Below are 25331 nucleotides of genomic sequence, written 5' to 3' on the forward strand. Positions count from 1 at the left end.
GGGTGGCGGGCCGGATGCCGAGCGGGCTACGCCCGTGACCGGTGTGCCACGTACGCCAGGGTGCCCAGCAGCAGCCGCGCGGCCGGTGGCCTCGTCGCCGAGTCGAGGGCGGGGGAGCGGAGCCAGCGGACCGGGCCGAGGCCACCACGGTCGGACGGCGGGGCGGTGATGTGGGCGCCGGGGCCGAGGCCGCGCAGGTCGAGGGCGGACGGGTCGTCCCAGCCCATGCGGTAGAGCAGCTCCGGCAGCTCGGCGGCGGCCCCGGGCGCGACGAGGAAGTGGGCGCGGCCCTCGGGGGTGGCGATCACCGGGCCGAGCGGCAGGCCCATGCGTTCGAGCCGGACCAGCGCGTGCCGCCCGGCGGACTCGGCGACCTCGATCACGTCGAACGAGCGGCCGACCGGCAGCATGATCGAGGCGCCGGGGTGCTCGGCCCAGGCTGCGCTCACCTCGTCGAGGGTGGCGCCGGCGGGCACCGGGGGAGCGAAGTCGAGGGGGTGCGCGCCGGGCGCGTCACAGGTCGTCCTGCCGCAGGAACAGGCGCCCGAGACCGCCCGTGCGCCGGGGGCGACGTCCCAGCCCCAGAGGCCGGTGAACTCGGCCACCGCCGTGCAGTCCGAGGAACGGCCGCGCCGCCCAGATCGCAACTCGCGAATGCCGCCGATCGTGAAGCCCATGCCCCCTCCAACGGGTCCAGCGCGCCGGTGGTTACGTGACGGAGGCGGATCGTGACGCTCCGTCTCCGCCGGGGCGGCGCACTGCGGCACCCCCGGGTGGTGCGATCGGAGCGCACGCCCTTGAATGCATCGCTCCGCCGACCCCCGGCCGTCATGTGTCAAGTGAATCGCGTACGGGGGACCGTTAGTTCATTCGAAGGGGTGGCGAATGGTGGCGATTCTGGGATCGCCGTGGCCGGACGCGTGATCGTGGGATTACTTTGAGTGCACAGATCCTGGGGATGCACGCGCTCGTGGGTATGCCGGAGGCAAGTCGTCTTTCCGTTCGACGGGTGACAACGGACGGACGTACGGCGCGGTAACCGGCATTCTGGTAGGGCTTGGCGCACACAGCGCACAAGTGGTTTCAGGGATGGGGGCGTTCCAGTGGGCGGCAACGGCGGAAGCGGTACGAACGCTGAGAAGCGCCCGAACGAACTGCTGGGCTCGTGGTTCGTCCGCAGCGGCTGGTCCAAGGGGGAACTCGCCCGTCAGGTGAACCGCCGCGCCCGCCAGCTCGGGGCCAACCACATCTCCACCGACACCTCGCGCGTACGGCGCTGGCTCGACGGGGAGAATCCGCGCGAGCCGATCCCGCGGATCCTGTCCGAGCTGTTCTCCGAACGGTTCGGCTGCGTCGTCGCCGTCGAGGACCTGGGGCTGCGCGCCGCGCACCAGGCGCCGTCCGTGTCCGGCGTCGATCTGCCCTGGACGGGCCCGCAGACCGTGGCGCTGATCAGTGAGTTCTCGCGCAGCGACCTGATGCTGGCGCGGCGCGGCTTCCTCGGGAACTCACTGGCCCTGTCCGCGGGCCCGGCCCTCATCGAGCCGATGCAGCGCTGGCTCGTCCCCACATTGCCCGCGCCCCGCCCGGAGCCCGAACCCTCCGCCGCCGCGCGCCGCGGCGGTCGCCTGTCCAAACCCGAGCTGGACCTCCTGGAGTCCACCACGGTGATGTTCCGGCAGTGGGACGCCCAGTGCGGGGGCGGCCTGCGCCGCAAGGCGGTCGTCGGCCAGCTGCACGAGGTGACCGACCTCCTCCAGGAGCCCCAGCCCGAGGCCACCAACCGGCGTCTGTTCAAGGTCGCCGCCGAGCTGGCGGAGCTGGCCGGCTGGATGAGCTACGACATCGGCCTCCAGCCCACCGCCCAGAAGTACTTCGTCCTCGCCCTGCACGCGGCGAAGGAAGCGGGCGACAAGCCCCTCGGCTCGTACGTCCTCTCCAGCATGAGCCGCCAGATGATCCACCTCGGCCGGCCCGACGACGCGCTCGAACTGATCCACCTCGCCCAGTACGGCAGCCGCGACTGCGCGAGCCCGCGCACCCAGGCGATGCTGTATGCGATGGAGGCCCGCGCCTACGCCAACATGGGACAGCCCGGCAAGTGCAAGAGGGCCGTCCGGATGGCCGAGGACACCTTCGCCGACGCCGAGGAATGGGACGACCCGGACCCCGACTGGATCCGCTTCTTCAGCGAGGCCGAACTGCACGGCGAGAACTCCCACTCCTACCGCGACCTCGCCTATGTCGCCGGCCGCAGCCCCACGTACGCCTCCCTGGCCGAGCCCGTGATGCGCCGCGCGGTCGAACTCTTCGCGACGGACACCGACCACCAGCGGTCGTACGCGCTGAACCTGATCGGCATGGCCACGGTCCATCTGCTGCAGCGTGAGCCCGAACAGGGCGCCGACCTGGCGCAGCAGGCCATGACGGTCGCCCGGAAGGTCCGCTCGGAGCGGCTCAACACCCGTATCCGCAAGACCGTCGACACGGCCGTACGCGATTTCGGCGACCTCGCCGAGGTCGTCGAGCTCACCGACCAGCTCGCCGTGCACCTCCCGGAGACCGCCGAAGCGGTCTGACCCGGCCCGGCCCGCCGACCCCGAGGGCCCCCGACTCCGGCCGCGGCCGGTCATCCCTACTGCCCGACTCGGCTCCCCCATGCCAGGTCATCGGATGGCCGCCGTGGCCGGTCCCGTACACGACACGCGCGAAGGCGACGCACCGTCGCGCCCCTGCCGCGGCGGGTGCGTCGTCCCCCGCACGGCCCACGGCCGGAGTTCCATCGGATACGAAGCCGGTGCCCGCGGACCCGCCCGCAGGGGCCGGGCCCCGCGTGGTCCCAATCCGCCGTGACCCACGTTTCACCCGCCCGTAACGCGACATGCGGGTTCGTCACGTGCAGGAAACAATTCCAATCTCCCCGTGAAACGGTGCTGCGCCAGTCTCCTCAGCACAGTCGGCCCTCCCCGAGAGCTCCCCCAGGCTTCAGCATCCGCACGGGCCGTTCCGACCACGAGGAGATACCGGCATTGAACGGCACAGATACCGGATTCGTATTGATCAGCGCGGCGCTCGTCATGGTGATGACGCCGGGCCTCGCGCTCTTCTACGGCGGCATGGTCCGGGCCAAGAGCGTGCTGAACATGCTGATGATGTCCTTCATCTCGCTGGGCATCGTCAGCATCCTGTGGGTGTTGTTCGGCTACTCGCTCGCCTTCAGCGGTGACGTCGGCCACTTCATCGGCAACTTCGACGCCATCGGCCTCAAGGGCATCGACGTCACGAGCACGGTCGACAGCTTCGTCACCAACGCCAAGGGCGAACCGCACAAGATCGCCGCGTTCTCGTTCATCCTCTTCCAGATGCTGTTCGCGGTGATCACCCCGGCCCTGATGAGCGGCGCCCTCGCCGACCGCGTCAAGTTCAGCGCCTGGATGGTCTTCGTCGCACTCTGGGTCACCCTGGCGTACTTCCCGGTCGCGCACTGGGTCTGGGCGCCCGGCGGCTGGCTCTTCGACATGGGTGTCATCGACTTCGCCGGTGGTACCGCGGTCCACATCAACGCCGGTATCGGCGCGCTCGCCGCGGTCCTCGTCGTGGGCAAGCGGATCGGCTTCAAGAAGGACCCGATGCGGCCGCACAGCCTGCCGCTGGTCCTGATCGGCACCGCCCTGCTGTGGTTCGGCTGGTTCGGCTTCAACGCCGGTTCGTGGCTCGGCGTCGACGGCACCACCGCCCGCATGGCGATCAACACGCAGATCGCGACCGCCGCGGCCATCATCGGCTGGCTGATCTACGAGCGCATCCGCCACGGCGCGTTCACCACCCTCGGTGCCTGCTCCGGCGCCGTCGCCGGCCTCGTCGCGATCACCCCGTCCGGCGGTCACGTCAACGCCTTCGGCGCCATCCTCATCGGTGTCGTCGCCGGTGTCGTCTGCTCCTGGGCCGTCAGCCTCAAGTACAAGCTCGGCTACGACGACTCCCTCGACGTCGTCGGCGTCCACCTGGTCGGCGGTGTCATCGGCACCCTGATGGTCGGCTTCCTGGCCACCGGCGGCGTGGGCGGCCTCGACCAGTTCGGCAAGCAGGCCACGGGCGCCTTCTCCGTCATGGGCTACACCTTCGTGGTGACCTGGATCATCGCCTTCGCCATCCAGAAGACGATCGGCTTCCGCGCCTCCGAGGAGGACGAGACCACCGGCGTCGACCAGACCCAGCACGCCGAGACCGCGTACGACTTCAGCTCGGCCGCCGGTTCGCACATCTCCTCCGGCGTCACGAGCCCCGTCGCCGCCGCCACCCAGAGCAAGAAGGTCGAGGCATGAAGCTGATCACCGCCGTCGTCAAGCCCCACCGGCTCGACGAGATCAAGGAAGCGCTGCAGGCCTTCGGGGTGCACGGACTTACGGTCACCGAGGCCAGTGGGTACGGTCGGCAGCGGGGACACACCGAGGTGTACCGCGGCGCCGAGTACACGGTGGACCTGGTTCCCAAGATCCGGATCGAGGTACTGGCCGAGGACGACGACGCCGAGCAGTTGATCGACGTCATCGTCAAGGCCGCCCGCACCGGCAAGATCGGTGACGGCAAGGTCTGGTCCCTCCCGGTCGAGACGGCCGTACGGGTCCGGACGGGTGAGCGCGGCCCGGACGCGCTCTGACCGCACAGAAGAACAGGAGTCACTGGGTGACGAGTACGGACGTACGTACGGATGCAGAGGACTCGGGACCCAGCGGCTACGCGGCGGCCCGGCTGCGCCTCCTCCAGGAGGAGGCGCGGTCCGGGCCGCCGCGCCGTGGCGCCCTCGCCGAGCTGACCGACGACTGGCTCGCCGGACTCTTCGGCGCGGGCGCCGGCGAGCTGCGGGGCGCCTCCCTCGTCGCCGTCGGCGGATACGGGCGCGGCGAGCTGTCCCCCCGCAGCGACCTCGATCTGCTGCTCCTGCACGACGGCTCCGACGACAAGGCCGTGGCCGCCCTCGCCGACCGCATCTGGTACCCGGTCTGGGACCTGGGGCTCGCCCTCGACCACTCGGTCCGCACCCCCGCCGAGGCCCGCAAGACCGCCGCCGAGGACCTCAAGGTGCAGCTGGGGCTGCTGGACGCCCGGCACCTCGCCGGTGACCTCGGTCTCACCGCCGGACTGCGCACCGCCGTCCTCGCCGACTGGCGCAACCAGGCGCCCAAACGCCTCCCCGAGCTCCAGGAGCTGTGCGCCGAGCGCGCCGAGCGGCAGGGGGAGCTGCAGTACCTCCTCGAACCCGACCTGAAGGAGGCGCGCGGCGGGCTGCGCGACGCCACCGCCCTCCGCGCGGTCGCCGCCTCGTGGCTCGCCGACGCCCCGCGCGAGGGGCTCGCCGACGCCCGGCGCCGCCTCCTCGACGTACGGGACGCGCTGCACCTCACCACCGGGCGCGCCACCGACCGGCTCGCGCTCCAGGAGCAGGACCAGGTAGCGGCCGACCTCGGGCTGCTGGACGCCGACACCCTGCTGCGCCAGGTGTACGAGGCGGCGCGGGTCATCTCGTACGCCAGCGATGTCACCTGGCGTGAAGTGGGGCGCGTACTGCGTTCGCGCGCCGTGCGGCCCAGGCTGCGCGCCATGCTCGGCGGTGGCAAGCCGGTCGCCGAGCGGTCACCGCTGGCCGAGGGCGTGGTCGAACAGGACGGCGAGGTCGTGCTCGCGCGCGCCGCCCGGCCCGAACGCGACCCGGTGCTGCCCCTGCGCGCCGCCGCCGCGGCGGCCCAGGCCGGACTGCCGCTGTCCCTGCACGCCGTACGGCGGCTCGCGGCCACCGCCCGGCCGCTGCCCACGCCCTGGCCCGCCGAGGCCAGGGAGCAGCTCGTCACCCTGCTGGGGTCCGGGCGGCCGACCGTCGACGTCTGGGAGGCCCTGGAGGCCGAGGGGCTCATCACCCGCCTGCTGCCCGACTGGGAGCGGGTCCGCTGTCGCCCGCAGCGCAACGCCGTCCACATCTGGACCGTCGACCGGCACCTCATCGAGACCGCCGTCCGCGCCTCCGCGCTGACCCGCCGGGTCCACCGGCCCGACCTCCTCCTCGTCGCCGCGCTGCTACACGACATCGGCAAGGGCTGGCCCGGCGACCACTCCGTGGCCGGGGAGATCATCGCCAAGGACGTGGCGGCCAGGATCGGCTTCGACCGCGAGGACGTGGCCGTGCTCGCCACCCTCGTCCGCCACCACCTGCTGCTCGTCGACACCGCCACCCGGCGTGACCTGGAGGACCCGGCCACCGTGCGGTCCGTGGCCGAGGCCGTCGGGTCGCCGGGCACCCTCGAACTGCTGCACGCCCTCACCGAGTCGGACGCCCTGGCGACCGGACCGGCCGCGTGGTCGTCGTGGCGGGCCTCGCTCGTGTCCGACCTGGTCCAGCGGGTGGCCGCGCTGTTCGCCGGGGACGTCCCGGAGGAGCCGGAGCCGGCCGCGCCCACCGCGGAGCAGGAGCGGCTCGCCGTCGAGGCGTTCCGCACCGGTGGACCCGTGCTGTCGCTGCGCGCGCAGACGGAGGCGCCGGCGGAGGACAACGACGACAAGGACGAGAAGGCCGACCCGGAGCCGCTCGGCGTGGAACTCCTCATCGCCGTGCCCGACCAGCCCGGCGTCCTGCCCGCGGTCGCCGGAGTCCTCGCCATGCACCGGCTCACGGTGCGCACGGCGGAGCTCCGGGCGCTCGACCTGCCGGACGGCGTCGAGGGCTCCGTCCTGCTGCTGGACTGGCGGGTCGCCGCCGAGTACGGCTCGCTGCCCCAGGCGGCCCGGCTCCGCGCCGACCTCGTACGGGCCCTCGAGGGCTCGCTGGACATCGCGGGACGGCTCGCCGAGCGCGACGCCGCCTACCCCCGGCGCCGGGGCGTGGTCGCGCCCCCGCCGCGCGTCACGGTGGCCGCGGCCGCCTCCCGGCACGCGACGGTGATCGAGGTCCGCGCCCAGGACGCCCCCGGTCTGCTGCACCGCATCGGGCGGGCGCTGGAGGACGCGCGCGTGCGGGTGCGCAGCGCCCACGTCAGCACGCTCGGGGCCAACGCGGTGGACGCCTTCTACGTCACCGGCCGCGACGGCGCCCCCCTCCCGGGCGACGACGCGGCCTCCGTGGCGCGGAAACTGGAGGAGACGCTGCGCGGCTGAAGCCCGGGGTCACGGGGCCGCGACCTGCTCCGTGACCCCGGGCCGGGCACCGTTGTCCACAGGGGTGGAGACCCGACCACACCCAGACAGATACCCTGGAGGGCACGTCAGACTGCCCCCGACTCCGAGGACCGACACCGCCGTGTTCGATACGCTCTCCGATCGCCTCTCAGCGACTTTCAAGAACCTGCGCGGCAAGGGGCGCCTCTCCGAGGCGGACATCGACGCCACGGCACGCGAGATCCGCATCGCGCTCCTCGAGGCGGACGTGGCGCTGCCGGTCGTCCGGGGCTTCATCAAGAACGTCAAGGAGAGGGCGCTCGGCGCCGAGGTCTCCAAGGCGCTCAACCCCGCCCAGCAGGTCCTCAAGATCGTCAACGAGGAGCTGGTCGGGATCCTGGGCGGCGAGACCCGCCGCCTCCGCTTCGCCAAGAACCCGCCGACCGTGATCATGCTCGCGGGTCTCCAGGGTGCCGGTAAGACGACCCTCGCGGGCAAGCTCGGCAGGTGGCTGAAGGAGCAGGGCCACTCCCCGCTGCTGGTCGCCTGTGACCTCCAGCGGCCGAACGCGGTGAACCAGCTGAGCGTCGTCGCCGAGCGCGCGGGTGTGGCGGTCTACGCCCCCGAGCCGGGCAACGGCGTGGGCGACCCGGTCAAGGTCGCCAAGGACTCCATCGAGTTCGCGAAGTCGAAGGTCCACGACATCGTGGTCGTCGACACCGCCGGTCGTCTGGGCATCGACCAGGAGATGATGCGGCAGGCGGCGGACATCAGGGACGCCGTCTCCCCGGACGAGATCCTCTTCGTCGTCGACGCGATGATCGGTCAGGACGCGGTCAACACCGCCGAGGCCTTCCGCGACGGCGTCGGCTTCGACGGCGTGGTGCTCTCCAAGCTCGACGGTGACGCCCGCGGTGGTGCCGCCCTGTCGATCCGCCAGGTCACCGGCAAGCCGATCATGTTCGCGTCGAACGGCGAGAAGCTCGACGACTTCGACCAGTTCCACCCGGACCGGATGGCCTCCCGCATCCTCGACATGGGTGACCTGCTCACCCTGATCGAGCAGGCGGAGAAGACCTTCAGCCAGGAAGAGGCCGCCAAGATGGCCTCCAAGCTGGCGTCCAAGAAGGGTCAGGACTTCACCCTCGACGACTTCCTGGCCCAGATGGAGCAGGTCAGGAAGATGGGCAGCATCAGCAAGCTGCTCGGCATGCTGCCCGGCATGGGCCAGATCAAGGACCAGATCAACAGCATCGACGAGCGCGACGTCGACCGCACCGCCGCGATCATCAAGTCGATGACCCCGGGCGAGCGCCAGGACCCGACGATCATCAACGGCTCCCGCCGGGCCCGCATCGCCAAGGGTTCCGGTGTCGAGGTCAGCGCGGTGAAGAACCTGGTCGAGCGGTTCTTCGAGGCCCGCAAGATGATGTCCCGCATGGCCCAGGGCGGCGGCATGCCCGGGATGCCGGGCATCCCCGGCATGGGCGGCGGCCCCGGCCGGTCCAAGAAGCAGCCCAAGAGGGCCAAGGGCAAGCAGCGCTCCGGCAACCCGATGAAGCGCAAGCAGCAGGAGCAGGAGGAGGCCGCCCGCCGGGCGGCCGCCGCCCAGGGCGGCGCTCCGGGCGGTGCCCTCGGTCTGCCGGGCCAGCAGGCCGGGCAGGACTTCGAACTGCCGGACGAGTTCAAGAAGTTCATGGGCTGACGGTCGCCCGCGTTCGACCGCTCCGCCCGTGTTCGCGGCCGTGTACGGTCCCGGGCCCGCATACGCCACTTGGGGCGCCCTCCGAGCGGAGGGCGCCCCAAGTGGCGTGTCAGGTGTGGCGGCGGGCGCCGCGCGGTCGGCCGGGGGGTGTGGCCGGGCGCGCGGCGCCCGTGCCGTGCGTGGACGGCACATTCGTGGTTGTCGGCATCCGAGTGCGTGTTTCGGCCGGACGGTGCGTCAGGCTATGAGGATGGTGCTTCACTTCGCGAAGTGAGAGGCACCCCGTCCCGCTTTCTCCACATCATTCACACGTGTATCGGCCGAAAGTGTCGAAGACCTTCTCAGCGCACCCATGTCGGGGCCGTCCACGCCTCTCAGGGCGTCCGCGCGATCAGATACCGGAACACGTTCGGCATCCACACCGTGCCGTCCTGGCGGCGGTACGGGTGCAGGGCCTCGGTCAGTTCCTTGTTCACCTGGACCGGGTCCGTGGCCGCGATCGCCGCGTCGAACAGCCCCGTCGACAGCAGCCCCCGCACCGCGTTGTCCACGTTCGCGTACCCGAAGGGGCAGGCCACGCGCCCGGAGCCGTCCGGCCTCAGGCCGGCCCGTTGGGCGACCTCCTCCAGGTCGTCCCGCAGCGCGAGGCGCCAGCCACCGGTGCCGCGCAGCGGATCGGCGAGCTTGGTGGCGACACGGAGCACCGTGGACGTGGCACAGCGCTCGGGGGGACCCCATCCCGCGAGCACCACGGGGGTGCCCCGCCCGGCGAGCGGGGTCGCGCGGGCGAGCAGCTCGCCCAGGCCCTCGGAGTCCCCGGCCAGACAGCCGATCGGCTCGAAGGCGGTCACCACGTTGTACGGGGGAGCGCCGGATGCCCCGGCCGCGTCCTCGGGAGCGCCCTCCACGACGCGGGCGTCGGCACGCGCGTGTGCGCCCCATCCCTCCGGCAGCAGCCGCTCCCGCGCGAGAGCGGTTCTCTCGGGCGACGACCCGTCGACACCGGTGACCGTGGCGCCCCGCGACGCCGCCATCAGCAGTGCGAGCCCCGACCCGCAGCCGAGGCCCAACAGCCGGGTGCCGCTGCCCACGTCGAGCCGGCGGTAGACCGCCTCATAGAGCGGGACCAGCATCCGTTCCTGGATCTCGGCCCAGTCACGCGCGCGTGCACACCGGTCCACACGGGGTGCGGTCCCCGGGCGAGGCAGTTGCTGCCGCACGAGCGTAGGTGTCATATCGAAAGCGCCCCAATCCGCCGAGAGTCGTCTCTGTGCCCGTTTTCAGGGCCCCCGTGACAGTGCGCTCGCACTCCCCCCGTATGCCAGATAACTCCGCACATGCCGTGCCGTCCAGGGGTAGCGGACACCGGTTTGCGGACTGTCTACGCGTGGATAAAAGAATTCACATCCCCGCAACGTGGGCCCGTACGATCGCGACATGGCTAAAGCACCCGTTCTCACCCCCCGGGCGGACGACTTCCCGCGCTGGTACCAGGACCTGATCGCCAAGGCGGAACTGGCCGACAACGGCCCGGTGCGCGGCACCATGGTCATCCGACCGTACGGGTACGGCATCTGGGAGCGGATGCAGCAGGAGATGGACGCCCGGATCAAGGAGACGGGCACGCAGAACGCGTACTTCCCTCTCCTGATCCCGCAGTCGTACCTGACCAGGGAGGCCGAGCACGTCGAGGGCTTCGCGCCCGAACTGGCGGTGGTGACGCACGGCGGCGGCAAGGAGCTTGAGGAGCCCGCGGTGGTCCGCCCCACCTCCGAGATGATCATCAACGACTACTTCTCGAAGTGGATCCAGAGCTACCGTGACCTGCCCCTGCTGATCAACCAGTGGGCCAACGTGGTCCGTTGGGAACTGCGGCCCCGGCTGTTCCTGCGCACCAGCGAATTCCTCTGGCAGGAGGGCCACACGGCGCACGCGACGTACGAGGAGGCGCGCGACTTCGCCGCGCACATCCATCGGGAGGTCTACGAGGACTTCATGGTGAACGTCCTCGCGATGGACGTCGTCCCCGGCCGCAAGACCGTCAAGGAGCGCTTCGCGGGCGCCATCAACACCCTCACCCTCGAAGGCATGATGGGCGACGGCAAGGCCCTCCAGATGGCCACCAGCCATGAGTTGGGCCAGAACTTCGCCAAGGCCTTCACCACCCAGTACCTGTCGAAGGAGGGCAGGCAGGAGCTCGTCTGGCAGACCTCCTGGGGCTCCACCACCCGCATGATCGGCGCCCTGGTGATGATGCACGGCGACGACAACGGCCTGCGGGTCCCGCCGCGGCTCGCCCACATCCAGGCCGTCGTCCTCGCGATCAAGGGCGACGACGCGGTTCTGGCCAAGGTCCGCGAGATCGGCGACCGGCTGAAGGCCGCGGGCGTACGCGTCCACGTGGACGACCGCACGGACGTCCCGTTCGGCCGCCGCGCCGTCGACTGGGAGCTGAAGGGCGTCCCCGTCCGCATCGAGGTCGGGCCCCGCGACCTGGAGAACGGCACCGCGATGCTCGCCCGCCGCATCCCCGGCGGCAAGGAAGCGGTAGCGATCGACTCCCTCGTGGGGCTGCTGCCCACGATCCTCGAGGAGGACCAGGCGCTGCTCCTGAGGCAGTCGCGCGAGCGCCGGGAGTCCCGTACGACCGAGGTGTCGACGATCGGAGAGGCCGTCGAGGTCGCCGGCGCGGGCGGCTGGGCGCGCATCCCCTGGGCCGTGCTCGGCGAGAAGGGCGAGGCCGAGCTCGCGGAGCACGCCGCGAGCGTACGGTGTCTGGTCGCCGAGGACGGGTCGGTGCCCGACTCCTACGACGCACCCGGTAACGTCGCGGTCGTGGCGCGCGCTTACTAGAGCGATCCGTTCCGTCGCGAGAGCGACCGAAACGCCCCTTGCGCATCTGACGACCACAGGTGCCCCGGCGTGCGTACCTTGTCTACGCGCCGGGGCTACGTGTTACTACGTACCGCCTTGCGTGGAGCTGCGAGGCTTCTCCGCAGATCAGCGCACCCGCCCTCGTCGGGACGCACTAGTGGCAACTGACGGGTACGTGCAAATTATTTGGGATGCCCCGGAATCGGAACACAGGGGCACTCAGGCTCGTTGTCATTACGTGAGCACGACACAGACACCACCCGTTCTCGCCGCAGAACTGGCGCAGGCGTGGGCCGACATTCAGCGGTACCACCCCGAGCTGCCGGATCTTGCCGCCCCCGAGTCCCTGATCGGGGAGTCGTCGTCCGCATGCGGGCACGAACTCTCCTTCGAGCGACTGCTCCATGAGGCAGTCCACGGCATCGCCGCCGCCCGCGGGGTCCGCGACACCTCCCGCGCCGGCCGCTACCACAACCGGAGATTCCTCGCGATCGCCGAGGAACTGGGTCTCGACCACCCCGAGGAACCGCATCCCAGCAGCGGCTTCTCACTGGTCACCCTCAACCCCGAGGCGAAGCGTCGCTACCGCCCGACCATCGAGAGACTGCAACGCGCCCTGAAGGCCCACACGGCGGCCACCTCCGCCGACACGGCCCGCAGCTTCCGGGGCCCGGCCGCCCGCCACGGCTCCTCCGGCGGAGGTGTCCGGGTCAAGGCGGTCTGCGACTGCGGACGCAACGTCCGGGTCGTCCCCTCCGTACTCGCCCAGGCCCCCATCGTCTGCGGCGGCTGCGGAAAGCCCTTCCGGATCCCGGAGGTCGTGGGCGCGGCGTGACGCGACGACGAACTGAACAGACGGCTGCTCGTGGCGGCCGTACCAGTGAGTCGTACGTCGAGTCGTACATCGAGCCTCACGTCGAGTCGGGAGTGGAGGGTGCCGTCCCGGCGGCATCCTCCACGCGCCGGTGAGCGCGACGCACCCCTGGCGCGGGGTGCCGCTCCGGCATGGCCGCACGCGCCCCCTCGCGGCAAGCGCGACCCGCGGGGTGTGGCACAATGGCTAGCTGTACTCGACAGTCGCATAGGACCCCTCTCTCCTCCGGCTGACGCGTCCATCGGGCACTCGGGTACCGCAACCCCACGCGGCTTTCTCGCCGTGCCCAACCACGTCAAATCCAGGAGAACCCACTCCCGTGGCAGTCAAGATCAAGCTGAAGCGTCTGGGCAAGATCCGTTCGCCTCACTACCGCATCGTCGTCGCCGACTCCCGTACCCGTCGTGACGGTCGTGCGATCGAGGAGATCGGCAAGTACCACCCGACGTACAACCCCTCGGTCATCGAGGTCGACGCGGACCGCGTCGCCTACTGGCTGGGTGTCGGCGCGCAGCCGACCGAGCCCGTGCTCGCCATCCTGAAGAAGACGGGCGACTGGCAGAAGTTCAAGGGCGAGCCCGCCCCGGCGCCGCTCCTCGTCGCCGAGCCGAAGTCCACGCGCCCGTCGTTCGAGGCCCTCGGCGGCGACGACGAGGGCAAGGGTGAGGCGATCACCCAGAAGAAGAAGGCTGAGAAGAAGGACGAGGCCGCGGCCGAGTCGTCTTCGTCTGAGTCGACCGAGGCCTGAGCATGCTCGAGGAGGCTCTCGAGCACCTCGTCAAGGGCATCGTTGACTACCCCGACGACGTACAGGTCGCTTCGCGCAACCTGCGTCGCGGGCGCGTCCTCGAGGTCCGGGTCCACCCCGATGACCTCGGCAAGGTGATCGGCCGCAACGGCCGTACCGCCCGCGCCCTGCGCACCGTCGTGGGTGCCATCGGCGGCCGCGGAGTCCGTGTCGACCTCGTCGACGTGGATCACGTCCGCTGACGCAATTCGCAGCACCGGCTCGGGCCGGGGAAGGCCATCGAGCCGTCCCCGGCCCGACGTCGTACGGTCGTCCGGACCGTCCGATGACAGGAGATCAAGCACAGTGCAGCTGGTAGTCGCACGGATCGGCCGCGCCCATGGCATCAAGGGCGAGGTCACCGTCGAGGTACGTACCGACGAGCCGGAGCTGAGGCTCGCGCCCGGCGCCGTACTGGCCACCGACCCCGCCTCGACGGGGCCCCTCACCATCGAGACCGGCCGGGTGCACAGCGGCCGCCTCCTGCTGCGCTTCGAGGGCGTGAAGGACCGCAACGCCGCGGAGGCGCTGCGCAACACCCTGCTGATCGCCGAGGTGGATCCGGAGGAACTCCCCGAGGAAGAGGACGAGTACTACGACCACCAGCTGATCGACCTGGACGTGGTCACGAAGGACGGGGTCGAGGTCGGGCGGATCACGGAGATCTCGCACCTGCCGTCCCAGGACCTCTTCATCGTCGAGCGGCCCGATGGCAGCGAGGTGATGATCCCCTTCGTCGAGGAGATCGTCACCGAGATCGACCTCGAGGAGCAGCGCGCGGTCATCGACCCGCCGGCCGGACTGATCGACGACCGCGCGGAGATCGCGTCGTCGCGGGACGAGGCCTGATGCGGCTCGACGTCGTCACGATCTTCCCCGAGTACCTCGACCCGCTGAACGTCTCCCTCGTCGGGAAGGCACGCGCGCGTGGACAGCTGAATGTGCACGTGCATGATCTGCGCTCCTGGACGTACGACCGGCACAACACCGTCGACGACACGCCGTACGGCGGCGGCCCCGGCATGGTCATGAAGACCGAACCCTGGGGTGACGCGCTGGACTCCGTCCTCGCCGACGGTTACGAGACCGGCGCCCGCCGGCCCGCCCTCATCGTCCCCACCCCGAGCGGTCGCCCCTTCACCCAGACCCTCGCCGTCGAACTCTCCGAGCGGCCCTGGCTGGTCTTCACCCCGGCCCGCTACGAGGGCATCGACCGCCGTGTCATCGACGAGTACGCCACCCGGATGCCCGTGTACGAGGTCTCCATCGGCGACTACGTGCTCGCCGGAGGAGAGGCGGCCGTCCTCGTCATCACGGAGGCCGTGGCCCGTCTGCTGCCCGGTGTCCTCGGCAACGCCGAGTCCCACCAGGACGACTCCTTCGCGCCCGGCGCCATGGCCAACCTCCTGGAGGGGCCGGTCTACACGAAGCCGCCCGAGTGGCGGGGCCGGGACATCCCCGACGTGCTGCTCAGCGGCCACCACGGCAGGATCGCGCGCTGGCGCCGGGACGAGGCCCTGAGGCGCACGACGGCCAACCGGCCCGATCTCATCGAGCGCTGTGACCCCAAGGCCTTCGACAAGAAGGACCGGGAGATGCTCTCCATCCTGGGCTGGGCACCCGACCCCGAGGGCGAGCCCCACGGCCGATTTTGGCGTCGGCTGGAGGGCGTGGAAGAATAGGCCGCTGTTGTGCGTCGTCCGGCGTGCGCCCCTGCCACAGGGGGACACGACGCCCGCCCCGACACGGACAGCATCCTCTTGGAAAACCTAACTCCCGCTTATGACCTGTGGCATGGGCGAAGAAAGCAGACGCAATGTCTCACCTGCTCGACTCCGTCGACTCCGCGTCGCTGCGCAGCGACATCCCGGCCTTCCGCCCGGGTGACACCGTCAACGTCCACGTCCGCGTCATCGAGGGCAACCGCTCCCGTGTGCAGCAGTTCAAGGGCGTTGTGATCCGCCGCCAGGGCGCCGGTGTCCGCGAGACCTTCACGGTCCGCAAGGTCTCGTTCTCCGTCGGCGTCGAGCGCACCTTCCCGGTGCACACCCCGATCGTCGAGAAGATCGAGCTCGTCACCCGCGGTGACGTCCGTCGCGCCAAGCTGTACTACCTGCGCGAGCTGCGCGGCAAGGCGGCGAAGATCAAGGAGAAGCGCGAGAACTGAGCGCGCGCCCGCGTGTCACAGAGGGGCCGGATACGATCTGGCCCCGATGGACACCGAGGCACAGCAGTACAAGGAGCGCGACCGCTCCCCCCGCCCTTCCGAAGCCGGGACGTCATCCGTCCCGGCCGGTTCCGAGGAGACCTCGGACACGGAGCGGCCGGAGGGGCGGTCGCGTTTCGCATGGGCGGGCCGGGCCGCCGAGTCCGTTCCGGGTGGGCGATACACCCTTGCCGTACTGATCTGCCTGCTTTTTCTGACGCTCTTCAGCAACTTCGTGATGCAGCCGTTCCAGATTCCCAGCAGCTCCATGGAGCGTTCATTGAGGATCGGGGACCGCGTTCTCGTAAATAAGTTGGCGTACCGTTTCGGTTCTGAGCCGCGGCGAGGTGACGTCGTCGTCTTCGACGGCACCGGCTACTTCGGGAACGCCGACTACGTCAAGCGCGTTGTCGGCGTGGGGGGAGATCGGGTGGTCTGCTGCGACCAGGAGGGGAGGCTTGAGGTGAACGGCCGGTCGGTCGACGAGTCGTCGTTTCTGTACCCGGGGGACAGCCCGTCGAGCGTGCCCTTCGACGTGGTCGTACCCGAGGGGCGCCTGTTCCTCCTCGGCGACCACCGCGGCGACTCCAGCGACTCCCGCAACCACCTGGGCTCCCCGGGTGGCGGCATGATCCCCCTCGACGCCGTGATCGGCCGGGCCGACTGGATCGCCTGGCCCGCGGACCACTGGACGCGTCTGCACCGCCCCGACGCCTACGCGCGCGTGCCCGCCGCCGGCGGTGCGCATGGGTAACCGTGGCAGGCCCCGCGGTGCCGCCAGCGCCCCGTCCGACAATCTGCTGCCCACCGGCACCCGGCGAGCCGGCGGTGCCGCCCGGCCGAGCCGGGTCGAGCGGCGCAAGCTCGCCCGCAAGATCAAACGACGCAGGCGCCGCTCGGCGGTCAAGGAGATCCCGCTCCTCGTCGGCGTCGCCGTCCTGATAGCGCTGGTCCTGAAGACCTTCCTCGTCCAGGCGTTCGTGATCCCGTCGGGCTCCATGGAGCAGACGATCCAGATCGGCGACCGCGTCCTGGTCGACAAGCTCACCCCGTGGTTCGGCTCGAAACCTACCCGGGGGGACGTCGTCGTCTTCAAGGACCCCGGCGGCTGGCTGGAGGACGAGCAGACCACGGCCACGACCGAGGACCCCATCGTCATCAAGCAGATCAAGGAGGGTCTGCAGTTCATCGGACTGCTCCCGTCCGACGATGAGCAGGACCTGATCAAGCGGGTCGTCGCGGTCGGCGGCGACACCGTCAAGTGCTGCGACCTCCAGGGCCGCGTCACCGTCAACGGCATGCCCCTGGACGAGACGGCCTACGTCCACCCGGGCAACAAGCCCTCCACACAGGAGTTCCAGGTCACCGTGCCCCAGGGACGGCTCTGGGTCATGGGCGACCACCGCGAGAATTCGGCCGATTCACGCGCCCACCAGGCGGACGACTCGAAGACGGCCCAGTTCAGCGGTACGGTCCCCATGGACTCCGTGGTCGGCAGAGCCGTGGTCATCGCCTGGCCGGTCGGCCACTGGGGGCAGTTGGAGGAACCTGACACGTTCTCCGCCGTGCCGAGCGGGTCGCCCATCGCCCTCGGCGCTTCGCATAGGGTGGCCCCCGCGGATCGAAACGGATTGATCCCCCTCCCGACCCCTGCGGAACTCCCGCTCGTTATGGGAGTGGTGGGCCTGCACCGGATGTGGCGCGGGCGGCGGTACGGCGTGAGGAGTGGATGTGGGGGATTTGGCGGTCGGCGCACGGTCCGGACACGGTGGTTCCGAGGAGCGGCCCGAGCAGTCCGACGAGGCGGCTTCCCCGGCCGCGGAGAACGCCGTGGGTTCCGAGGGTTCCGTGTCCGACGGGAGTGACCACCCGGACGGGGCGGACGGCGGGGAAGACACCCTGACCTCGACGGACGACGGCGAGCAGAACCGTACGCCCAAGAAGAAGCAGCGCTCCTTCTGGAAGGAACTGCCGATCCTCATCGGGATCGCGCTGGTCCTCGCGCTGCTGATCAAGACCTTCCTGGTCCAGGCGTTCTCCATCCCGTCGGACTCGATGCAGAACACCCTCCAGGAGGGCGACCGGGTCCTGGTCGACAAGCTCACCCCCTGGTTCGGCTCCGAGCCGGAGCGCGGCGAGGTCGTCGTCTTCCACGACCCGGCCGGCTGGCTCAAGGGCGAGCCCACCCTGGAGCCCAACCCCGTGCAGCGGGTCCTCGGCTGGATCGGCCTGATGCCGTCCGCGGAGGAGAAGGACCTCATCAAGCGGGTCATCGGTGTCGCCGGCGACACCGTGGAGTGCAAGGGCACGGGCCCCCTGAAGGTCAACGGCAAGGCGCTGAACGAGCCGTACGTCTACCCGGGCAACACCCCCTGCACCGTCGACGACACCGGCGGCCAGTTCAAGGTGAAGGTACCCAAGGGCAAAATCTGGGTCATGGGTGACCACCGGCAGAACTCGCTGGACTCCCGTTACCACCAGAACGACAAGAACAAGGGCATGGTCCCGGTGGACAGTGTCGTCGGCCGCGCCATCGTGGTCGCCTGGCCGCCCACCCGCTGGTCCACGCTGCCGATTCCCGACACGTTCGACCAGAACCTGAGCGCCGCCGCGCCCGGCGCGCTCGGTCTCGCGGGCGCGGTTCCGCTGGTGCTCTGGCGTCGGCGTCGTCTCCTCGCGACCGAGAGCCCGAGGGTTTCTGGCACGGGTACCGCCGGGTAGGGTGCCGTCCCAGATCGCCGATCATCCGTGGCTCCGCACGGCGCCCGGGCGATCGAATCTCCGAACTGGGGGAGCACTGGGATGAGCGGGACGACAGGCCGTACGGACGAGGGCCGCGGACGGCTCGGCAGCAAGCTGTCGGGGCTGGCCGTGGCCCTCGGCTGTGTGCTCTTCCTCGGCGGCTTCCTGTGGGGTGCCGTCGCCTACCAGCCCTACACGGTGCCGACCGACTCCATGTCGCCCACCATCACCTCCGGCGACCGCATCCTGGCCCAGAGGGTCGACGGCGCCGACGTCCAGCGCGGTGACGTCGTGGTCTTCCGGGAGGAGGCCTGGGGCAACTCGCCCATGGTCAAGCGGGTCGTCGCCGTCGGCGGGGACACGGTCGCCTGCTGCACCGACGGCAAGCTGACCGTCAACGGCAAGAAGATCGACGAGGCGTATCTGCCGAAGGGCCAGGACGCCGAGCTGACCGGCATCCCCGAGATCACCGTCCCCAAGGGCCGCCTCTTCCTCCTCGGTGACGAACGCAGCGGTTCCCTGGACTCCACCGCCCACCTCACCGAGGCCGGCCAGGGCACGGTGCCGCGGGGCAACGTCGACGCGCGCGTGGACGCCGTCGTCTGGCCGATGGACGGCATGCTGGCCCGCCCCACGGGCTTCGAGAAGCTGGGCGCGCTGTCCTCTCCCGGCCCGCTGCGGCTGATCACCGCCGCGCTGGTCGTGGGCATGCTGCTCGTCCTGGTCGGCGCGGCCTACGGCCCCGTGGCCAAGCGGCTCGGCGGCCGCGACCGCACGCCGACGGAGCCCGCTCGTGTCGGCTGAGCCGTCGCGTGAGCCGTCGTACGGTGCGTCACCGAAGCCGTCGCACGCGCAGCAGCCGGTGTCGTCGTACGGGGCCTCGTACAGCCCGTACGGCGGTGACGACCGGGATGCCGGGCACGCGGCCGAGGACACGTACGAGGGCGGGCTGCGCAAGGTGGCCCGGTTGATCCTGTTGGATCCGCTGGACCGGATCCTCCTGCTGCACGGGCACGAGCCGGACGATCCGAAGGACGACTGGTGGTTCACCCCCGGCGGCGGCGTCGAGGGCGCGGAGACCCTGGAGGAGGCCGCCCTGCGGGAGCTCGCCGAGGAGACCGGGATCACGGACGCGGAACTCGGCCAGGTCCTCTGGCGGCGGAGGTGCTCCTTCCCCTTCGCCGGGCGCCGCTGGGACCAGGACGAGTGGTACTTCCTGGCCCGTACGGCCGTCGCGCACCAGCCGCTGCCCGGTGCGGCGGGCCTGACCGAGCTGGAACGGCGCAGTGTCGCGGGAGCACGCTGGTGGACGTGCGGGGAACTCACCCGCACGCATGAGACTGTGTACCCGACCAGACTCGCCGAACTGCTGCGCACGCTGCTCGACGAGGGTCCCCCGGCCCAGCCCGTGGTCCTCGAGACCGAAATTGTCTAGAGGCGTGCGGGGCTGGCGCACAATGGTGGGATCGCACGGCTGAAGGGGAACATGCCATGAGCGCCGAGGACCTCGAGAAGTACGAGACCGAGATGGAGCTGAAGCTCTACCGGGAGTACCGCGATGTCGTCGGTCTGTTCAAATACGTGATCGAGACCGAGCGGCGCTTCTACCTCACCAACGACTATGAGATGCAGGTGCACTCGGTACAGGGCGAGGTGTTCTTCGAGGTGTCCATGGCGGACGCCTGGGTGTGGGACATGTACCGCCCGGCCCGGTTCGTGAAGCAGGTGCGGGTGCTCACGTTCAAGGACGTGAACATCGAGGAGCTCAACAAGAGCGATCTGGAGCTGCCGGGCAGCTGAGTCCGGGGCCGGGTGTCGCTGGGCGGCGGGTGCTGTCGTCATCCGTGTGGGTGACGAGGTTGTCCACAATCGTCGGCTTTTCCACCAAGATCCAATAGCGGGCGGGGATGCCCTCAGTGTTGGCGCCGGAGGTGGTGCCGACATGGGCAACGTACGAGGAGCACTCGGCAGGTACGGCGAGGAGCTGGCCGCACGGCGGCTGGCCGAGGCCGGGATGACGGTCCTGGAGCGCAACTGGCGCTGCGGCAGGACCGGTGAAGTCGACATCGTGGCCAGGGACGGCGACGCGCTGGTCGTCTGCGAGGTCAAGACCCGAAGGGCCGGCCCCTTCGAGCACCCGATGGCGGCCGTCACGACCACCAAGGCGGAACGCCTGCGCGGCCTCGCCGAACGCTGGCTCCAGGAACACGGAGGGGCCCCACCGGGCGGCGTCCGCATCGACGTGGTGGGAGTCGTCCTGCCCCACCGCGGCGCACCCGTCGTGGAACACGTGCGGGGGGTGGCCTGATGGGATTCGCCCGCACCTGCTCCGTGGCCCTCGTGGGCGTGGAGGGCGTCGTCGTCGAGGTCCAGGCGGACCTCGAACCGGGCGTTGCGGCGTTCACGCTGGTGGGCCTACCGGACAAGAGCCTGACGGAGAGCAAGGACCGGGTCAGGGCGGCGGTGGTGAATTCCGGCGCCGAGTGGCCCCAGAAGAAGCTGACGGTGGGCCTGAGTCCCGCGTCGGTGCCCAAGGCGGGCAGCGGCTTCGACCTGTCAAGCACTACGACAGGACGCCTTTAAGCGCTACCCTCATCCGCTATGAAGACCGAGCCTGCCAACGGCGCACGGCGCCGCGTCGTGATCTACACCCGGATCTCAGACGACCGTGAAGGCCGCCGCTACGGCGTCAGACGCCAGGAACGCGACTGCCGGAAACTGGCCGAAGAACTGGGCGTTGACGTCGTCGAGGTCCTGGTGGAGAACGACATCTCCGCATACTCCGGCAAGCCGCGCCCGAAGTACGACCGCATGCTCAAGATGCTCCGCGCCGGGCAGGCTGACGGCGTCCTAGCCCTGACATCCCGGCGTCTCCAGCGCCGCTACCGCGAAGCCTTCGACTTCCTGGACCTCGTCGAGGAGAAGAACCTCCTCGTCGCCACGGTCAAGGGCGGCACCTACGACCTCACCACCGCCGACGGCCGACGCGAAGCCCGCCGCAAGGCAGTGGACGACCAGCACGAGGCCGAGGAGATCGCCGAGCGCGTCCGGGACGCCAAGAAGGACAACCTCCGCGAGGGCACCTACCGAGGCGGCCCGCGGCCCTTCGGGTACGAGCGCGACGGCGTCACACCGCGCTCGCTGCGGTGCCCGCAGTGCCCCGCCAAGGACGGCTTCATCATCGACCGCGAGGACGCCCCCGATACCGGCGACTTCATCGTCACCACCACCTGCGGCGAGTGCGGAGCCGAGGCGGAGATCGCCGAAGGATCGGAGGCATGGCACCTCGGCAAAGCCATTGACGCGATCATCGCAGGCGACTCGCTGCGCTCGGTCTGCCGAGAGTGGGCTGAGAAGGGCGTGCGCACGGTGCCCCGCCGCAAGCGGACGGAGGATGGCGGCCGTACAGAGCCGGTCGCGCGCGAGTGGCAGGCGACCGAGCTGCGCCGCACACTGCTGCGGCCACGGAACGCAGGCCTGATCGACCACCGCGGGGAGATCGTCGGCAAGGCCGCTTGGCCGCCTCTGACGACCGAGGACAAATGGCGGGCGGTCAAGGGCATCCTGGAACAGCCGGAGCGCCGTACGACGCCCGGCAACGCCCGCAAGTGGCTCGGCTCGGGCATCTATCGCTGCGGAGCGCTCGTGACGCTCTACAGGGCCGCAGACGGCCGGGAGTTCGTGCACACGGGCCAGTACACCGACGACGAGATGGCGTGGCCGTTGTACGCCGCCGCAGAGGCCCCAGGCGGGCAGCGGTGGACCCCGCCAGAGCTGGAAGCGTCCTTCGGTAAGCTCAAGGCGGCCAAGGTTGAGCCTGAGCCAGAAGGCCGGCGGGGGTGCCGCGAAACCCTGCGCTGCTCTACCTCAGGCACTGGCGCCGAGCGGAAGCACCTCGTGGCCTACCGGTGCCGCTCTGCCGTCCACGTCACGCGTACCGCCGAGCTGCTGGATGGCTACGTTGAAGCCGTGGTCGTCGAGCGGTTGAGCAGTCCGGACGCCGTGAGTCTGTTCGCTCCGACCCCGGACAAGGGTGAGTCGACGGAGCACCTGGCGACGAGGGCGAACACGCTGCGCGCGAAGCTCGATCAGTACTCCGCCGACTACGCCGACGATCTGATCACCCGGAAGCAGATGATCGACGGCACGGCCCGCGCTCGCGCGAAGTTGGCGGAGATCGAGGCGGAGATGGAGCGCCGGGCCACGGTGCCTGTCCTCGCCCGCCTACCGCTCGGCACCCCGGAAATCGGGAAGGCGTGGGAGGGGTACACGCTGGAGCGGAAGCGGGCGATCCTCGACGCCATCATGGAGGTGACCGTATTGCCGTCGCGGCGGGGTCGGCCGAAGGGGTTCAAGCCGGGGACCGGGCAGGTGTACTTCGATCCGGAGTACGTACGGATCAAGTGGAAGACACCCAACTGAGACTCCCCCGACGAGACGTGAAGATGGCCCGGCTGGGGTGTCCCCAGCCGGGCCATCTGGTGAGTCCTTCAGCGGAAGCCGATCTCGAATTCATACCTGAGCTTGGGGCCAGCCTCGGCGCCGGCTCGGCCCTTGACGCTGGGTCCTAGCCATTCCTCGCGGCGGGCCCTGGCTACCCATGTGCGGATCGTCTCTTCAGGGCGCTGGAAGTCTGCGGCAAGGCGCTTGATGGCGCCTGATGGCTGACCCGGTCCTGTGTAGACCCAGTACCGGTGTGCCACCTCACGCAGCAGTTCGTCGTTGAGTGTCACTCGACCGCCCTCGCGAATGCGACGCACAAGCGGTGTGTCCTCAAAGGTGGTCGGCGGCGGCCCAGAGTCGGGCCCCAGTTCGGCCCGCACGTGGCGCAAGATGTGACCGACGGGGACTTTTTGCAGCATTCCGCCGGTCACGCCCCCGATGCCGTTGGGGCCCGGGCTTACTTCGAGCCGGGAGATGACAAGGCCTTGCTCTCTGCGGCTCACGTCCCCGGACGCCAACCACTCGCCAGCATCTGATTCGCACTTGAAGGTGGCCACCACGTCGGTCTCGTCGTCGGCGCTCAACGAGACACGAATGGCCGGCTCTGCCCCGGGCGCGCTTGTCACCACGTCTCCTTTAGACACCTGGTGAGTATGTCTACGGGGGAAACAGGGCGTCAACTCACACCACGTCGGGTGAGGTGGTTGTTTTGAGTCACCATCTCTGGTTACATGGCTACATGACCGCAACGGTAGCGGAGAAAATCCGCTCACGGCTGCGTGTCCACCTCGATCTGCCGCCCCCGGACGAACGCCGGGAGCTCAGGGAGAAGGCCGGACTCTCGCAGCAGGAACTCGCCGACGTCATCGGCGCGACCCGTCAGGCCGTAAGTCACTGGGAAGCCGGTCTTCGCACCCCGCGCGGAGTGCTGCTCGATCGGTACGTCGAAGCGATCCGCACCCTCAGGGAGGCGGCGTGAGGGCGGCGGAGCGGGCTCGCATCGCCCGCGAGCAGGGCAACGAGCGTGAAGCCACCTACTGGCAGAGCATCGCCGACCTGGTCGCTACCGCGCCGCCCCTCAGCCCCGAGCAGAAGGCCCGCCTCCAGATCCTGCTCCACACGGAGGACACGGCACCGACGGTGTCTCGGCAGAGCGCCGCATGAAAGCGGCCCCCAGCAGGCGCGCCAACGCCTGTAGCCGGGGGCCTATCCGATCCCAGGAAACGCCGAAGCCCCGGCGTAGACCTTCCACAGCCAGCCGGGGCCCCAACAAGAACGGATGTGAACAGCATGGCACACGCTGCGCTCCCCAGCACCACCCCGGCCCCCGCCGACATCCCGTGCATGCTCGCGGGTCAGAGCCGCAAGGTCCGCGTCGCCGGACTGAAGCCCGTCACCGTCATGCTCCGCCCCGGCCAGCTCGAAGACGACGGCAGCCTGACCATCCAGTGGTCGTACCTCAAGGGCGGCACCTACGACATCGAAGCCGCCTACGACCACCGGATGATCAGCCGCGAGGACGCCGAGACCCGGCTCAGCGCCGACCTCGCCGAGCGGGGCATGACGGTCACCGCGTTCCTCGACGAGCAGCGCACCACCGCCCTCGCCGCCGCCCTCTGGATCGCCCGCTACGGCTACGCGCAGGCCATCACCAGCCCCAACCCGGCCGCCAGGCTCGACGACATGTGCGACGCCGTCGCCGAACTCTGGGACGACATCACGCCCACGCTGCCAACGGAGTTCGCGGGCGTGGACTTGGAGTTCGCCAAGACCATGCAGGCCGCCGTCGCCGACAGGCTGTGGGCGTTCACCGCCGTCGAGTACGCCCGTATCGAGGCGGGCGACGGATACGGCTACCTGTTCGACCTGCTGGCCGATGGCCTGAAGGGCGGCGCCGACCCGCAGACGATCAGGACGGCCGCACTCGACGCGCCCCGCCGGATCCGCGAACTCGCCGAACTGGCCGACTGCGCGTGATGTCCCGTCCGGCCGCCGCACCCGCCGCCCCGCTCGTGGCCGGGCGAGGGTGCGGCGGCCGGACACCACAACCCGCACTTCCCATCCGTTCGCGAAGCCGCCTTCCTTCCAAATCAACCCGCACTGGCCGGCTCCGCTGCTCGCGACAGGACACGCACGACGTGAACACGAACGAGCCGACGGCATCCGCCGACGGCACCACCGCGGGAATCACCAGCCTGGACCTGAATGCGGCCTTCGCCCGCATCCCAGATCTCGACGACGAGACGTTGCGAGAGCTGGTCCACGGCCTCGACACCGACCTGAAGGACTGCCGAAGCGGTCACCTCGACGAGTCCGACTTGGACCTGATCGCCGTAGCAGCCGCCGCGCGCATCACCCTGCGCCGCCGCAAAGCAGCTGCCGCCCGAAGCCGGGCAATCCACCGCGTTAGCCAACTGATCAACAACGACACCCCCGGCGGTACGGCGTGACGACTGTTGCCTACACCGCCATCGACAGACTTCGTGACGTCCTGCGCGACCTCGGCGAGCCGCCCCGCATGGACCGCGGCGACAGCTTCCGCACCCGCGGCCTG

At 70.1% G+C, this 25331-nt stretch carries 27 protein-coding genes and 1 pseudogene; 25 read left to right on the plus strand and 3 right to left on the minus strand.

Features of this window, described 5'->3' with window-relative positions:
* Positions 1 to 26: 26 nt before the first annotated feature.
* Positions 27 to 677 (minus strand): bifunctional DNA primase/polymerase, encoded by a 651-nt coding sequence (locus tag AOK23_RS11285; RefSeq protein WP_055712596.1) that lies wholly within the window; start codon positions 675 to 677, stop codon positions 27 to 29.
* Positions 678 to 1103: 426 nt separating this feature from the next.
* Between AOK23_RS11285 and nsdA the strand changes: the two genes are divergently transcribed.
* From nsdA to ffh, 5 genes are all read left to right on the plus strand, one after another.
* The gene (nsdA, locus tag AOK23_RS11290; protein WP_055712597.1) at positions 1104 to 2579 is read left to right on the plus strand and encodes a transcriptional repressor NsdA; all 1476 of its coding nucleotides are present in this window, start codon (positions 1104 to 1106) and stop codon (positions 2577 to 2579) included.
* A 450-nt stretch (positions 2580 to 3029) separates the two neighbouring features.
* Positions 3030 to 4325, plus strand: a complete 1296-nt coding sequence (locus AOK23_RS11295) for an ammonium transporter (protein WP_055712598.1) — start codon at positions 3030 to 3032, stop codon at positions 4323 to 4325.
* Entirely contained in the window at positions 4322 to 4660 is a 339-nt protein-coding gene (locus AOK23_RS11300; protein ID WP_003997576.1) for a P-II family nitrogen regulator, read from the plus strand. Before AOK23_RS11295 ends, AOK23_RS11300 begins: the two co-directional genes overlap by 4 nt.
* Positions 4661 to 4686: 26 nt before the next feature.
* Positions 4687 to 7146: a [protein-PII] uridylyltransferase gene (locus tag AOK23_RS11305; protein ID WP_055712599.1), complete on the plus strand. Its 2460-nt coding sequence runs from the start codon at positions 4687 to 4689 to the stop codon at positions 7144 to 7146.
* Positions 7147 to 7288: 142 nt separating this feature from the next.
* Complete coding sequence (gene ffh, locus AOK23_RS11310) at positions 7289 to 8851, plus strand: signal recognition particle protein (RefSeq protein ID WP_055712600.1); 1563 nt, start codon at positions 7289 to 7291, stop codon at positions 8849 to 8851.
* A gap of 374 nt (positions 8852 to 9225) precedes the next feature.
* Here the strand turns inward: ffh and AOK23_RS11315 are convergent, their stop codons facing one another.
* Positions 9226 to 10086, minus strand: coding sequence for an SAM-dependent methyltransferase (locus AOK23_RS11315; RefSeq protein ID WP_206336181.1), 861 nt, complete (start codon positions 10084 to 10086; stop codon positions 9226 to 9228).
* A 202-nt stretch (positions 10087 to 10288) separates the two neighbouring features.
* Here AOK23_RS11315 and proS point away from each other — a divergent pair, with 202 nt between their 5' ends.
* The 16 genes and pseudogenes from proS to AOK23_RS11395 all read left to right on the plus strand — a co-directional run bounded on the left by proS (position 10289) and on the right by AOK23_RS11395 (position 22756).
* Positions 10289 to 11704 carry a proline--tRNA ligase gene (proS, locus tag AOK23_RS11320; RefSeq protein ID WP_055712601.1) on the plus strand — a complete coding sequence of 472 codons (1416 nt, stop codon included), beginning with the start codon at positions 10289 to 10291 and terminating at the stop codon, positions 11702 to 11704.
* Between the two features lie 259 nt (positions 11705 to 11963).
* On the plus strand, positions 11964 to 12560 hold the full coding sequence (locus tag AOK23_RS11325) for a hypothetical protein (RefSeq protein WP_055517136.1): 597 nt from the start codon (positions 11964 to 11966) through the stop codon (positions 12558 to 12560).
* Between the two features lie 358 nt (positions 12561 to 12918).
* On the plus strand, positions 12919 to 13347 hold the full coding sequence (gene rpsP / locus AOK23_RS11330; protein ID WP_055517138.1) for a 30S ribosomal protein S16: 429 nt from the start codon (positions 12919 to 12921) through the stop codon (positions 13345 to 13347).
* A 2-nt stretch (positions 13348 to 13349) separates the two neighbouring features.
* Positions 13350 to 13589, plus strand: a complete 240-nt coding sequence (locus AOK23_RS11335) for an RNA-binding protein (protein ID WP_033526925.1) — start codon at positions 13350 to 13352, stop codon at positions 13587 to 13589.
* Positions 13590 to 13692: 103 nt separating this feature from the next.
* Positions 13693 to 14235, plus strand: coding sequence for a ribosome maturation factor RimM (gene rimM / locus AOK23_RS11340; protein WP_055712602.1), 543 nt, complete (start codon positions 13693 to 13695; stop codon positions 14233 to 14235).
* The gene (gene trmD, locus AOK23_RS11345) at positions 14235 to 15068 is read left to right on the plus strand and encodes a tRNA (guanosine(37)-N1)-methyltransferase TrmD (protein ID WP_055712603.1); all 834 of its coding nucleotides are present in this window, start codon (positions 14235 to 14237) and stop codon (positions 15066 to 15068) included. The genes rimM and trmD overlap by 1 nt, the downstream gene beginning before the upstream one ends.
* A gap of 134 nt (positions 15069 to 15202) precedes the next feature.
* On the plus strand, positions 15203 to 15553 hold the full coding sequence (gene rplS, locus AOK23_RS11350; protein WP_053848457.1) for a 50S ribosomal protein L19: 351 nt from the start codon (positions 15203 to 15205) through the stop codon (positions 15551 to 15553).
* 46 nt (positions 15554 to 15599) lie between these two features.
* A complete protein-coding gene (gene lepB, locus AOK23_RS11355) occupies positions 15600 to 16346 on the plus strand; it encodes a signal peptidase I (RefSeq protein ID WP_055712604.1) in 747 nt (248 codons plus the stop codon).
* On the plus strand, positions 16339 to 17457 hold the full coding sequence (gene lepB / locus AOK23_RS11360; RefSeq protein ID WP_055712605.1) for a signal peptidase I: 1119 nt from the start codon (positions 16339 to 16341) through the stop codon (positions 17455 to 17457). The genes lepB (AOK23_RS11355) and lepB (AOK23_RS11360) overlap by 8 nt, the downstream gene beginning before the upstream one ends.
* Positions 17423 to 18313, plus strand: coding sequence for a signal peptidase I (lepB, locus tag AOK23_RS11365; RefSeq protein ID WP_055712606.1), 891 nt, complete (start codon positions 17423 to 17425; stop codon positions 18311 to 18313). Before lepB (AOK23_RS11360) ends, lepB (AOK23_RS11365) begins: the two co-directional genes overlap by 35 nt.
* A gap of 81 nt (positions 18314 to 18394) precedes the next feature.
* A complete protein-coding gene (lepB, locus tag AOK23_RS11370) occupies positions 18395 to 19138 on the plus strand; it encodes a signal peptidase I (protein ID WP_055712607.1) in 744 nt (247 codons plus the stop codon).
* Positions 19139 to 19283: 145 nt separating this feature from the next.
* Positions 19284 to 19769: an NUDIX hydrolase gene (locus AOK23_RS11375; RefSeq protein WP_055712645.1), complete on the plus strand. Its 486-nt coding sequence runs from the start codon at positions 19284 to 19286 to the stop codon at positions 19767 to 19769.
* Positions 19770 to 19825: 56 nt separating this feature from the next.
* Positions 19826 to 20134 (plus strand): DUF2469 domain-containing protein, encoded by a 309-nt coding sequence (locus AOK23_RS11380; protein ID WP_005311352.1) that lies wholly within the window; start codon positions 19826 to 19828, stop codon positions 20132 to 20134.
* 142 nt (positions 20135 to 20276) lie between these two features.
* Entirely contained in the window at positions 20277 to 20642 is a 366-nt protein-coding gene (locus tag AOK23_RS11385; protein ID WP_055712608.1) for a YraN family protein, read from the plus strand.
* Positions 20642 to 20893: pseudogene (locus AOK23_RS11390) on the plus strand (magnesium chelatase domain-containing protein); the annotation flags it as partial. The gene AOK23_RS11385 and the pseudogene AOK23_RS11390, both read left to right, overlap by 1 nt.
* Positions 20894 to 20935: 42 nt before the next feature.
* Positions 20936 to 22756 (plus strand): recombinase family protein, encoded by a 1821-nt coding sequence (locus AOK23_RS11395; RefSeq protein ID WP_055712610.1) that lies wholly within the window; start codon positions 20936 to 20938, stop codon positions 22754 to 22756.
* A gap of 68 nt (positions 22757 to 22824) precedes the next feature.
* On the opposite strand, the gene AOK23_RS48820 is transcribed toward AOK23_RS11395, so the two are convergent.
* Positions 22825 to 23403, minus strand: coding sequence for a hypothetical protein (locus AOK23_RS48820; protein ID WP_055712611.1), 579 nt, complete (start codon positions 23401 to 23403; stop codon positions 22825 to 22827).
* A 113-nt stretch (positions 23404 to 23516) separates the two neighbouring features.
* On the opposite strand from AOK23_RS48820, the gene AOK23_RS44835 reads away from it, so the two are divergent.
* The 4 genes from AOK23_RS44835 (at position 23517) to AOK23_RS11415 (ending at position 25227) form a co-directional block, all read left to right on the plus strand.
* Positions 23517 to 23756 carry a helix-turn-helix transcriptional regulator gene (locus AOK23_RS44835; RefSeq protein WP_079049421.1) on the plus strand — a complete coding sequence of 80 codons (240 nt, stop codon included), beginning with the start codon at positions 23517 to 23519 and terminating at the stop codon, positions 23754 to 23756.
* Positions 23753 to 23941, plus strand: a complete 189-nt coding sequence (locus AOK23_RS11405; protein ID WP_055712612.1) for a hypothetical protein — start codon at positions 23753 to 23755, stop codon at positions 23939 to 23941. The genes AOK23_RS44835 and AOK23_RS11405 overlap by 4 nt, the downstream gene beginning before the upstream one ends.
* Positions 23942 to 24067: 126 nt before the next feature.
* Complete coding sequence (locus AOK23_RS11410) at positions 24068 to 24754, plus strand: hypothetical protein (RefSeq protein ID WP_157878002.1); 687 nt, start codon at positions 24068 to 24070, stop codon at positions 24752 to 24754.
* A 161-nt stretch (positions 24755 to 24915) separates the two neighbouring features.
* Positions 24916 to 25227, plus strand: coding sequence for a hypothetical protein (locus AOK23_RS11415; protein ID WP_055712614.1), 312 nt, complete (start codon positions 24916 to 24918; stop codon positions 25225 to 25227).
* Positions 25228 to 25331: the final 104 nt, after the last annotated feature.

The sequence above is a fragment of the Streptomyces torulosus genome (assembly GCF_001419765.1).
GTDB lineage: Bacteria > Actinomycetota > Actinomycetes > Streptomycetales > Streptomycetaceae > Streptomyces > Streptomyces torulosus.

What these genes read in the sequence shown, in the direction of transcription:
- AOK23_RS11285 (WP_055712596.1), bottom strand. Translation starts at nt 677, where the DNA reads ATGGGCTTCACGATCGGCGGCATTCGCGAGTTGCGATCTGGGCGGCGC.
- AOK23_RS11300 (WP_003997576.1), top strand. Translation starts at nt 4,322, where the DNA reads ATGAAGCTGATCACCGCCGTCGTCAAGCCCCACCGGCTCGACGAGATC.
- AOK23_RS11315 (WP_206336181.1), bottom strand. Translation starts at nt 10,086, where the DNA reads ATGACACCTACGCTCGTGCGGCAGCAACTGCCTCGCCCGGGGACCGCA.
- proS (WP_055712601.1), top strand. Translation starts at nt 10,289, where the DNA reads ATGGCTAAAGCACCCGTTCTCACCCCCCGGGCGGACGACTTCCCGCGC.
- AOK23_RS11335 (WP_033526925.1), top strand. Translation starts at nt 13,350, where the DNA reads ATGCTCGAGGAGGCTCTCGAGCACCTCGTCAAGGGCATCGTTGACTAC.
- trmD (WP_055712603.1), top strand. Translation starts at nt 14,235, where the DNA reads ATGCGGCTCGACGTCGTCACGATCTTCCCCGAGTACCTCGACCCGCTG.
- rplS (WP_053848457.1), top strand. Translation starts at nt 15,203, where the DNA reads ATGTCTCACCTGCTCGACTCCGTCGACTCCGCGTCGCTGCGCAGCGAC.
- lepB (WP_055712604.1), top strand. Translation starts at nt 15,600, where the DNA reads ATGGACACCGAGGCACAGCAGTACAAGGAGCGCGACCGCTCCCCCCGC.
- lepB (WP_055712605.1), top strand. Translation starts at nt 16,339, where the DNA reads ATGGGTAACCGTGGCAGGCCCCGCGGTGCCGCCAGCGCCCCGTCCGAC.
- lepB (WP_055712607.1), top strand. Translation starts at nt 18,395, where the DNA reads ATGAGCGGGACGACAGGCCGTACGGACGAGGGCCGCGGACGGCTCGGC.
- AOK23_RS11380 (WP_005311352.1), top strand. Translation starts at nt 19,826, where the DNA reads ATGAGCGCCGAGGACCTCGAGAAGTACGAGACCGAGATGGAGCTGAAG.
- AOK23_RS11385 (WP_055712608.1), top strand. Translation starts at nt 20,277, where the DNA reads ATGGGCAACGTACGAGGAGCACTCGGCAGGTACGGCGAGGAGCTGGCC.
- AOK23_RS11395 (WP_055712610.1), top strand. Translation starts at nt 20,936, where the DNA reads ATGAAGACCGAGCCTGCCAACGGCGCACGGCGCCGCGTCGTGATCTAC.
- AOK23_RS44835 (WP_079049421.1), top strand. Translation starts at nt 23,517, where the DNA reads ATGACCGCAACGGTAGCGGAGAAAATCCGCTCACGGCTGCGTGTCCAC.
- AOK23_RS11410 (WP_157878002.1), top strand. Translation starts at nt 24,068, where the DNA reads ATGGCACACGCTGCGCTCCCCAGCACCACCCCGGCCCCCGCCGACATC.